6 protein-coding genes and 2 pseudogenes are annotated in these 10,723 nt (G+C 47.2%); 6 read left to right on the top strand and 2 right to left on the bottom strand.

The annotated features are described in order from the left end of the window. Positions 1-125: 125 nt before the first annotated feature. From ACM0OS_RS26625 to ACM0OS_RS26610, 4 genes and pseudogenes are all read left to right on the top strand, one after another. Positions 126-2,546, top strand: coding sequence for a phosphoketolase (locus ACM0OS_RS26625; RefSeq protein ID WP_414546186.1), 2,421 nt, complete (start codon positions 126-128; stop codon positions 2,544-2,546). 65 nt (positions 2,547-2,611) lie between these two features. Then, complete coding sequence (locus ACM0OS_RS26620; protein ID WP_414546185.1) at positions 2,612-2,998, top strand: HPF/RaiA family ribosome-associated protein; 387 nt, start codon at positions 2,612-2,614, stop codon at positions 2,996-2,998. Beyond that, positions 2,995-4,047, top strand: a complete 1,053-nt coding sequence (locus ACM0OS_RS26615; RefSeq protein ID WP_414546184.1) for a class I fructose-bisphosphate aldolase — start codon at positions 2,995-2,997, stop codon at positions 4,045-4,047. Before ACM0OS_RS26620 ends, ACM0OS_RS26615 begins: the two co-directional genes overlap by 4 nt. 77 nt (positions 4,048-4,124) lie before the next feature. Then, positions 4,125-4,667: pseudogene (locus tag ACM0OS_RS26610) on the top strand (histidine phosphatase family protein); the annotation flags it as partial. A gap of 162 nt (positions 4,668-4,829) precedes the next feature. Here the strand turns inward: ACM0OS_RS26610 and ACM0OS_RS26605 are convergent. Continuing rightward, positions 4,830-5,003 (bottom strand): hypothetical protein, encoded by a 174-nt coding sequence (locus ACM0OS_RS26605; protein ID WP_414546183.1) that lies wholly within the window; start codon positions 5,001-5,003, stop codon positions 4,830-4,832. Between the two features lie 343 nt (positions 5,004-5,346). Here ACM0OS_RS26605 and ACM0OS_RS26600 point away from each other — a divergent pair, with 343 nt between their 5' ends. Together ACM0OS_RS26600 and ACM0OS_RS26595 are read left to right on the top strand one after the other, a co-directional pair. Continuing rightward, on the top strand, positions 5,347-6,489 hold the full coding sequence (locus ACM0OS_RS26600) for a hypothetical protein (RefSeq protein WP_414546182.1): 1,143 nt from the start codon (positions 5,347-5,349) through the stop codon (positions 6,487-6,489). 276 nt (positions 6,490-6,765) lie between these two features. Next, positions 6,766-9,306: a plasma-membrane proton-efflux P-type ATPase gene (locus ACM0OS_RS26595; protein WP_414546181.1), complete on the top strand. Its 2,541-nt coding sequence runs from the start codon at positions 6,766-6,768 to the stop codon at positions 9,304-9,306. 92 nt (positions 9,307-9,398) lie between these two features. Here the strand turns inward: ACM0OS_RS26595 and ACM0OS_RS26590 are convergent. Continuing rightward, positions 9,399-10,673: pseudogene (locus tag ACM0OS_RS26590) on the bottom strand (Tn3-like element ISNpu13 family transposase); the annotation flags it as partial. Positions 10,674-10,723: the final 50 nt, after the last annotated feature.

Here is a 10,723-nt window from a genome sequence, read left to right as displayed (position 1 = left end):
AGATATAAGTATTTTAGCGATCGCTCTTCTCTTAAAAACTTTTTGGTTTACTGATCATGCGAATTGTTCTGTTTTAGTCATAAAAGACATAAATCCTAATAAAGATAAATAAAGAAGGAAGAAGCATGAAAGTAATTGATAAGACTAGCGGAATAGGCTTAGAAATTGGGCAATCAACCATAAAAACAAAGACTCTTGACCCAGAACTACTCCACAAGATAGATGCGTACTGGCGTGCTGCCAACTATCTGTCAGTTGGGCAAATTTATCTCTACGACAATCCATTGCTGAAAGAGCCTCTGAAACTCTCCCACGTCAAACCATTGGTGGTTGGACACTGGGGTACGACACCGGGACAGAACTTCATCTATGTACACTTGAATCGAGTCATCAAGAAATATGACTTGAACATACTCTACATCGCTGGCCCTGGTCACGGTGGCCCAGCAATTGTGGGTAACGTTTACCTCGAAGGCACTTGGAGCGAAGTTTACCCCAACGTCACCCAGGACGAAGCTGGGTTGAAAAAGCTGTTCACGCAATTCTCGTTTCCTGGTGGGATTTCCAGCCACGTTGCGCCGACAACACCGGGGTCGATTCACGAAGGAGGTGAGTTGGGGTACTCGCTCAGTCACGCTTTCGGTGCTGCTTTCGACAATCCCTCACTAATTGTCGCTTGCGTCATCGGCGACGGGGAAGCGGAGACAGGCCCCTTAGCGACTGCATGGCAATCCAACAAGTTACTCAATCCAATTACCGACGGTGCTGTGCTGCCAATCCTGCACCTGAATGGTTACAAAATCGACAACCCAACCGTCTTGGCTCGCATCGAGCATGAGGAGTTAGAGCAATTTCTGAGAGGCTGCGGCTGGACACCTTATTTTGTGGAAGGTGACGAGCCGGAAAAGATGCACGAACTTATGGCCAGCATCCTGGAAAAAGCGATCGCAGATATTCGGGAAATCCAAAGCAATGCGCGGAACCAGAACGATATGACTCGCCCACGCTGGCCAGCGATCGTCCTCAAGTCGCCCAAGGGCTGGACGGGGCCAAAAGTCGTGGATGGTTTGCAAATCGAAGGCACAGCGCGATCGCACCAAGTGCCGCTACTGGTAAACTCCGAGCATCCTGATCATGTCCAGCAGTTGGAAAGCTGGATGAAAAGCTACAAAGCAGAAGAACTATTTGATGAGAATGGCCGACTCCTGCCAGAATTAGCTGAACTAGCCCCGAAAGGCGATCGCCGCATGGGTGCGAACCCCCACGCCAATGGCGGCATACTACTGCACGACCTGCAAATGCCAGACTTCCGCGACCACGCAGTGTATGTGCCTGCACCTGGTGCCGTTGACGGTCAAGATACCCTCGTGCTGGGCAAATTCCTGCGTGATGTAGTCAAGCTAAATCAGCGCAATTTCCGCATCTTCGGCCCCGATGAGACACTCTCGAATCTTTTGGGCGCGGTGTTTGAAGTCACTAACCGTCAGTGGGACGCACGGGAAGAAAAAAATGATGAATTCCTCGCGCCCACCGGACAAGTACTGGACTCGATGCTTAGTGAACACCAGTGTCAAGGTTGGTTGGAAGGCTATCTACTGACCGGACGACACGGACTATTCAACAGCTATGAGGCATTTATTCGCATCGTTGATTCGATGTTCAGCCAGCACGCCAAATGGCTGAAGGTAACATCGGAACTGCCCTGGCGACGACCGATCGCATCGCTGAACTATCTGCTTGCCTCCCACGTCTGGCAGCAGGATCATAACGGCTTTACGCACCAAGACCCAGGTTTCATCGACCACGTAATCAACAAGAAAGCCGATATTGTGCGTGTGTACCTGCCACCCGACGCAAACTGTTTGCTATCGGTCTTCGATCACTGCCTACGTAGCCGACACTACGTGAATGTGGTGGTTGCTGGCAAACACGCGCTCCCACAATGGCTAAGTATGGAAGCAGCGATCGTGCATTGCACTGAAGGCATTGGCATCTGGCAATGGGCTAGCAACGACCAGGATACAGAGCCGGATGTGGTGATGGCTTGCTGTGGAGATACGCCAACGCTAGAGATTTTGGCTGCCGTTTCCATCCTGCGCGAACATCTGCCCGATCTGAAAATTCGGGTAATTAATGTTGTCGATCTAATGAAGTTGCAATCCGAGAGCGAACACCCGCACGGACTGAGTGAAGCAGATTATGATTCCCTTTTTACCAAAGACAAGCACATCATCTTTGGCTTTCATGGATACCCCTGGCTGGTGCATCGGCTGACCTACCGCCGTACCAATCGCAATCTCCACGTCCGGGGCTACAAGGAAGAAGGCACGATCACAACGGCTTTTGACATGAGGGTGCAAAATGACCTGGATCGTTTTCATCTGGTGCAAGACGTGGTGGATCGTTTGCAGCATTTGGGTAGTAAAGGAGCCTATCTCAAGCAGATGATGCAGGATAAGTTGATCGAGCATAAGCATTATATCGACAAGCATGGCGAAGACTTGCCGGAAATCCGCAATTGGAAGTGGGGGGCAGGACGAGAATAATTCGTAATTATTCGGTCATTCCATCTGAAATATTAAGCCAATCACAATTACAACAAGAAAACATCATGCAAATTCAAATCCATACCGGACATAACATCGAAGGTCACGAAGCACTAGCCACTCAGGTTAGTAGTGTAGTGACAGAGAGCCTGAGCCGATTCAGCGATCGCATTACTCACGTTGATGTTCACCTGAGCGATGTGAACAGCGACAAGAAGGGCGGCGATAACGATATGCGCTGCGTGATAGAAGCCCGCCTCGAAGGACTTCAGCCCCTTGCGGTAACAAATCAGGCAGCGACCTTAGACCAATCTGTTGACGGGGCTGCGGAGAAAATGACCCACTTGATTGAGCATACGATTGGGAGACTAGAACATCAAGCAAATCATCGGACTGACCCTCCTCTGTCTAGCTCAATTAATACAATAGATTTTCCGAGAAGTCAGAGATGAATGCACAAGACCTTATAGACACTGCAAGGATGCTGGTTGCCGACTACAAAGGTCTGCTGGCGATGGATGAAAGTAATCCAACCTGTAACAAACGATTCGCAAAGCTAGGCATTCCGCAGACTGAGGAAACCCGACGCGCCTATCGAGAGTTGATTATCACCACGCCCGGTCTTGGTGAATATATTAGTGGTGCGATCCTTTACGATGAAACGATCCGCCAGCAAAAGCAAGATGGCACTCCCTTTCTGCAAGTTATCACCGAAGCGGGAATCATTCCCGGTATCAAAGTTGATATTGGTGCTAAGGAGATGGCGGGTCATCCTGGAGAGAAGATCACCGAAGGTCTAGATGGATTGCGCGATCGCCTCCAGGAATATTTTCAAATGGGCGCTCGTTTTGCCAAGTGGCGTGCGGTGATTACCATCGGCGTTGGTATTCCCAGCCGGGGTTGCATCGAAGCCAACGCTCAGGCGTTGGCTCGCTATGCTGCGTTGTGCCAAGAAGCCGGACTAGTACCGATTGTCGAGCCAGAAGTGCTGATGGACGGAGCGCATACTCTGTCACGGTGCGGTGAGGTAACGGAGGAAGTTCTGCGAAGTGTCTTCAACCAACTCTACACGCAACGGGTGATCCTGGAGGGCATGATCCTGAAGCCCAATATGGTGCTTTCGGCATTAACTTGTTCTCAACAAGAATCGGTGGACGAGGTGGCTGATGCCACGGTGAACTGTCTCTTGCGGGCAGTCCTATCTGCCGTTCCGGGGATTGCGTTCTTGTCGGGCGGACAATCCGGTGAACTGGCTTCGGCTCGTTTGAATGCTATGAATCTTAAATTCAAATTGCGATCGCCTATGGTGGGGCAAAGCGCATCGCCTTGGGCATTGGCGTTTTCCTACGGTCGCGCTATTCAGCAACCAGCTTTGGAGCTTTGGCAAGGCAAAGAGGCCAATGTGTCAGAGGCACAGCAGGCTTTGTTGCATCGAGCTAAGTGCAATTGGGCGGCGCGTCGGGGCAAATACAATGCCGCGATGGAGGAGACGGGAACATGAAAACAAGTATATCTACTCCCCTACACCTTTACCTGATTCGGCACGGCGAAACCGAGTGATCACTCAACCGTCGGCACACAGGTCGCACGGATATTTCATTGACTGCAAACGGCGAGTCCGAGGCAGGGGAACTTGGCAAGCACCTCCGGGATATCCAGTTTTCCCATGTGCTGACCAGCCCACTCAAACGCGCCCAACAAACCTGTGCGTTGGTCAGGCTGGATCAAGTCCCGGAAATTGAACCGGATCTGGTCGAATGGGACTATGGCGATTACGAAGGGCGGAAATCCGTGGATATCCGCAAGGAGCGCCCGGACTGGACTATTTTTCGGGACGGTTGTCCGCACGGTGAAATGCCCACCCAAATATCCGATCGTGCTGATCGACTCATCGCTCGTCTGCGTGACCTGGATGGCAATATCGCCCTCTTTTCCCACGGTCAATTCGGTGGTGTTCTGGCTACACGCTGGATCGGATTAACGGTGGATGAAGCGCAACATTTCCCCCTTGGCACGGCATCGATCAGCATTTTCGCCTTCGACCCCCACCACCCCACAGTGCCAGTTATCGCTTTGTGGAATGCTTCTCATGAAATACTCAACTGCCAAAAGCTTCTGTAAACAACCAAGGGAAACCGGCCATGGGTCAGAAATTTGTTAGGAGTTTTGCACTTTCAATGCTGTTCTCGTCTTATCTTGAATAACTCACTAATTCTGTATTGTTCACAAAACTCTAGTACAGCACGACGTAAATGATATGTCTACTGATAAAGTTATCAAACTTTATATTTTGGATAAAAAGAATTTAAATCTGGTTCCTTCAAGTAAAGGCAAGCTGATTATTGTCAACCCGGCTGTGACAAAACCAGATTTGACAAGACCGGAAGGAGCCATTACACCTGATAAAGCATTGTTTTTCATTCCCTTCTGCTCGATGATATTTTTGGCAATTTTCATTTTTAAATTGCTAGATGTTTGGAAAGTTACAAGAGCAAAAATTACAACGCTCAACTGCTTCCATCAACTTCCCTGTCGGAACTGTCGCTTCTTTACAAACAACCATTATTTATACTGCACAGTACACCCTTCTATTTTCCTCACAGAACAAGCACTTGATTGCTCTGACTACTGTCTGAAAAAACCGTGAATCTGGAATCAGCAATCGATCGCTTTCTCACATCAATTCTAAGTAGGTAAGGGGGCTGGGGGGGGTTAGGTTTTTGACTACTGAATTGATGCTCTACCCATTGAGCAATACCTGATACAATCTTGAGCAAAAAAATTACTTACAGGTAACATCATGAACTTATTCACTATTGATGAATTAACCACTTTAAGCACAGCGTCAAACTCGACCTGTATCTCGATCTATGCGCCAATGCAGCGTTTAGGAATCGAAACCAAGCAAAATCCGATTCGGTTAAAGAATTTGGTTCGACAAGCTGAAGAAAAATTGCTGGCGCTAGGACTGCGTGGAGAGGATGCCAAAGAGTTGCTGCAACCCATCCACGAACTAAATATAAATGATGACTTCTGGCAACATCAAAGCGATGGACTGGCAATTTTTCTATCTCCCAATCAGTTCCGCTACTACTGTTTACCGATCGCTTTCCCTGAATTAACGGTAGTTGGCGATCGCTTCCACATCAAACCATTACTGCAACTAATGTCAGGGGATGGGACGTTTTCTGTTCTAGCCTTGAGCCAAAACCAAGTTCGGTTATTTCAAGGAACCCGTTATCACCTGGATGAAGTTGAGTTAACGGATGTACCGACCAACATTGCAGCAGCCTTACAGTACGATGATCCTGAAAAAAGCCTCCAAGTACATACAGGCTCATCAAAAGGCAATAGTGGGATTTTTCATGGACAAGGAGCCGGAAACGAAGATCACAAAAATGATTTATTGAGTTACTTTCGCCAAGTTAACAACGGTTTAGAGTCTTTCTTCAAAAACCAGCAAGCACCGCTAATTTTGGCAGGAGTTGATTATCTCTTGCCGATTTATCACGAGGCAAATACATATCCCCACTTGCTACCCGATGGTATCACTGGTAATCCAGAAACTTTGACTCTGGAAGAACTGCATACCCAGGCTTGGCAGATTGCACAACCCTATTTTGATCTTGCCAAAGTATCAACAATTTCCCATTACGAGGAACTACAAGGTAGCGAAAAAACGGCTAATACTATCGAAAAAGTCGTAACTGCCGCTTATTTCCAGCGTGTTGAAACCTTGTTTGTGCCTATTGATAAAAACGTTTGGGGAGTATTCGATCCAGTGAAGAATTCCATTCAGATTCATGCTCAACAGGAAACAGGTGACGAAGATTTGCTCGATCTAGCGGCACTACATACGCTGACGAATGGGGGAACGGTTTACGCCGTACAAGAGGGAGATGTACCTGAACATAAAACGATCGCTGCTGTTTTGCGCTATTAAATAATTCGTAATGGGCTACGCTAACGTAATTTGTAATGACGCTCTCTACGAGACGCTACGCGTAGCTTGCTTCTCTGTAAGAGTACGCGGACTCGCTAACGCTTAACGTAATTAAGTTTTGCAATAGACATCTGGTGAAAAAGAATGTAGAGACGTAGCAGTGCTACGTCTCTACAAGGTTCTGGTTAACGCATATTTAATTTCTGGAGATGTCTAATGGGGATTTGAACCCCCAAACTTTGTTAAAAGCCGATTTGCTCATAAAGGCGTGATCTCATGACTGTATCCACCGATCAAGAAACGCTTTCGCATCTATCTTTAGAAGCACTACAAAAGCAACTGACTACTTCCAATCAGGGATTGAGCAAAAAAGAGGCACTGCAACGACAATCAAAAGGTGGCTACAACGAGTTACCCGAAACGACTGTCAGCCCAATAATGCAATTCCTATCGCACTTTTGGGGGCCGATCGCTTGGATGATTGAGGCGGCGGTGATTCTTTCCGCAATAGTTGGAGACTGGGTTAATTTTGGCATCATTTTGCTACTCCTAATTGGCAACGGAGTGGTGGGTTTTTGGGAAGAGTTTCAAGCCGGTAATGCGATCGCTGCTCTCAAGGCAAAATTAGCACTCCAAGCACGGGTGAAACGAGACAACACCTGGACGCAGATACCCGCCCGCGAAATAGTTCCTGGCGACCTGATCCGCTTGCGTCTGGGCGATATTGTCCCCGCAGATGTACGGTTTTTGTCAGGCGATCCGGCACAGGTTGACCAATCGGCGTTGACGGGGGAATCACTACCCGTAGAATGCAAAGTGGGAAGTGTTCTGTATTCCAGTTCCATCCTTAAGCAAGGAGAATTGGATGGCATTGTCTATGCCACTGGAGTTAATACTTACATGGGCAAAACTGCCCACCTAGTAGAATCTGCTCAGACAGTCAGCCATTTTCAACGAGCAGTATTAAAAATTGGCGATTACCTGATCGTGATTGCCCTGGTGCTGGTGGTAGTGGTGCTGGTGGTAACGCTGTTTCGGGGCGATCCTTGGCTAACTACCCTGCGGTTTTTACTGGTGCTGACGGTTGCCTCCATTCCCGTAGCAATGCCAACGGTGTTGTCAGTGACAATGGCAGTAGGAGCGCAAAAACTGGCGAAAAAGGAAGCGATCGTCAGTCGGTTGGCGGCCATTGAAGAGATGGCTGGCATTGACATTCTCTGTTCCGACAAAACGGGTACTTTAACTCTCAACCAGTTAACTCTAGGAGAGCCTTTTTGTGTGGGCAATACTGCTCCAGAATCGCTGATCCTCAACGCCGCCCTTGCTTCTCGTGATGAAGACAAAGACCCGATCGATTTGGCAATTCTCGCTGGTTTGAAGCCAAATCAACCTCTAGATGCTTACCAAATTGTCCACTTCCAGCCCTTTGACCCCGTGGGGAAACGTACCGAAGCCACCGTTGAAAGTGGTGGCGATCGCTTCCAAGTAACTAAAGGTGCGCCCCAAGTGATTCTGGCGCTCTCAAAAAATGTCGCTCAGGTGCAGCCGCAAGTGGATAAAGCGATCGCAGAGTTTGCCAAACGCGGATTTAGATCGCTGGGGGTTGCCCGGACTGACGATGGTGAGAACTGGCAGTTTTTGGGCGTACTACCGCTATTTGACCCACCCCGCAGCGACTCCCAGCTGATGATTCAGGCAGTAAAAAAGCTGGGAATTGACCTGAAAATGTTGACGGGAGATCAACAGGCGATCGCCCGTGAAACTGCTCATCAACTAGGTCTAAAGGGAGACATCCTCGATGCCAGTTTGCTAGAAGCAGCCGCACCTCACGAAACTGGACAAGTTAGCGATGCGATTGAAGCCGCCGCCGGATTTGCTCAAGTCTTCCCGGAACACAAATACCATATCGTCGATGTCTTGCAGCAACGGGGGCATCTCGTGGGCATGGCTGGCGATGGTGTTAATGATGCCCCTGCCCTCAAAAAAGCTGATGCCGGAATTGCGGTTTCTGGAGCCACTGATGCCGCCCGCGCCGCCGCCGATATTGTTTTGCTCACACCTGGACTTTCTGTAATCGTAGAGGCGATTCAAGAAAGCCGCCGGATATTTCAGCGTATGAACAACTACGCTATTTACCGGATTACCGAAACCATCCGGGTTTTGTTGTTCATGACCCTTTCCATTGTGGTTTACAACTTCTATCCCGTCACCGCCATCATGATTGTGCTACTGGCATTGTTGAATGATGGTGCGATCATCTCCATTGCCTACGATAACACCCGTCCTGCCAATCGTCCCGAAACCTGGAATATGCCCATCGTCTTGGGACTGGCAACTGTTTTGGGGGTAACTGGATTAGCCAGTTCTTTTGGGATGTTGTATTTGGGAGAACGGTACTTTCACCTCGATCGCAGCATTCTGCAAACGCTAATTTACCTGAAGCTTTCCATTGCTGGGCATCTCACCATCTTCGTAACGCGCACTAAGGGGCCCTTTTGGTCGATTAAACCAGCCCGAATTTTGCTAGCAGCCGTCCTGGGAACTCAAATACTCGCAACCCTGATTGCAGTGTATGGCATCTTTATGACCCCTCTCGGATGGGGTTTGGCTGGCTTTGTCTGGATTTATGCGTTGATCTGGTTTTTGATTGCAGACTGGGTGAAACAGCGTGCTTATGGCGTGTTTAATCATGCTAAACCAGTCTATGTAACACGGGGTTTAAGACGGTTGAATCAATGGTTTTCTCATAAGCCTTTTTCCCACGCAACCCAAGCTGATATCTCTAAGCGATCGCCGTCAAAGAAGAACAAACCATGAACAAGAAAATCAAAATTATGTCAATTAGGGGTAAATATAGCGAAGCTGTCACCAGGGGCAAGATAGGCTGAAAGTACTGCGGTGAATGATTTTCAGACTATAAGATTCTCAAACATAACAACAAAGCGTATTCTTAGACACATTAATCCCGTCTCAATTGGCAGCCTGACATTAAGATCCAAACGAAAAGTACCATAGGGATTAACGTGACCCCAAATTAAAGGCGAAAGCGCACGCAAATCCTCCAACTTCATCAACTTCATCCATTGTGGTTGAGACAAAACCTCCTGAATCATTAAAGTATTTATATATACCAAAGATATCTGGAGTAAATGCAGAGATAACACAGCTAATTCTTGGTCGGACAAACGATTAGTAGCAATCTCCCCACCCTTGCCATAAAAAATAAAACTGTTAGCACTATTCCAGTTCTCCACGACATTTAGTCCAGCATTTATCTCTTGTCGCAGTTCAACCGAATGCAGGTATTTACATAAAAATATAGTTTTTACAGCCTTGCCCAATTCCGCCAAAGCTTGATAAGTAGGGTGTAATAAATTACCTCTAGTAAAACGCTTTAAGATGGCTTCAGTTTCTGCCATACCCAAACGTAAAGCAGTAGCATACTTCACCATTTGGTCATATTGTTGGCGAATCAAATCCCAATTTATCGCACGAGTTAAAATCGGTTGCAAGTTTGGATAAGCATCATTATTTCCAGTTAAAGGGCGGTATAATTTCTGAACATTGATACGTTTAAGACGCGGCATTAACTGAAAACCCAGTAAATGACAGAAAGCAAAAGCCACTTCATTTTGACCGTGACTATCTACATAATTTGTCTCCACTTTCATCTCAGTACAGTGGCGTAATAATCCTTCAATCATGGCTGCCACTTCAGAAGAAGAACAAGTTTTTAACTGCGAATAAATACAAACAGAATTCTTTTCAACGTGCCAATAAATCATCACACCCCGTCCACCATAGCGGATGTGCCACTCAGTCATTAAGTTTTGATCCCAAGCACCAAACTTTTTCGAGTCAGAAGCACAGGCGGTTGTACCCTCTCCCCAAATAGTAGAAATTCTGGCAGTAAAAATTGCATTTGCAACACAGGCAATAGCATTACGTAATTGTTCTTTCTGAATAAAATGACGTTTGACATGGAGTAAATCTTGATAATTATCGCCTTTAATCTCATCACTCAAACGTTTTAATCCAGTATTCGTTCCTAAACCATATAAACAAAGTAGCAAGCGTTTTTGTAAAGTATAGTCGCCTAAAACCTCTCTGGTTGATACACTCTGAAAGTGTTGGCTAAATTTAACTCGCAAATCAGTTTCTTTGAGAATATCTAAGAGGCTAGTAGTCTGTCAAATACAAGATGACGGATAATGGGAGATATATTTTCCAGCAC

Source organism: Nostoc sp. CCY0012 (assembly GCF_963920855.1).
GTDB lineage: Bacteria > Cyanobacteriota > Cyanobacteriia > Cyanobacteriales > Nostocaceae > Cyanocohniella.
Note: the sequence above shows the minus strand (reverse complement) of the source record. Positions and strands in the feature narration are given on the sequence as shown.

Coding starts and splice junctions, on each gene's coding strand:
- ACM0OS_RS26620 (WP_414546185.1), top strand. CDS start 2,612: ATGCAAATTCAAATCCATACCGGACATAACATCGAAGGTCACGAAGCA.
- ACM0OS_RS26615 (WP_414546184.1), top strand. CDS start 2,995: ATGAATGCACAAGACCTTATAGACACTGCAAGGATGCTGGTTGCCGAC.
- ACM0OS_RS26625 (WP_414546186.1), top strand. CDS start 126: ATGAAAGTAATTGATAAGACTAGCGGAATAGGCTTAGAAATTGGGCAA.
- ACM0OS_RS26600 (WP_414546182.1), top strand. CDS start 5,347: ATGAACTTATTCACTATTGATGAATTAACCACTTTAAGCACAGCGTCA.
- ACM0OS_RS26605 (WP_414546183.1), bottom strand. CDS start 5,003: ATGAAAATTGCCAAAAATATCATCGAGCAGAAGGGAATGAAAAACAAT.
- ACM0OS_RS26595 (WP_414546181.1), top strand. CDS start 6,766: ATGACTGTATCCACCGATCAAGAAACGCTTTCGCATCTATCTTTAGAA.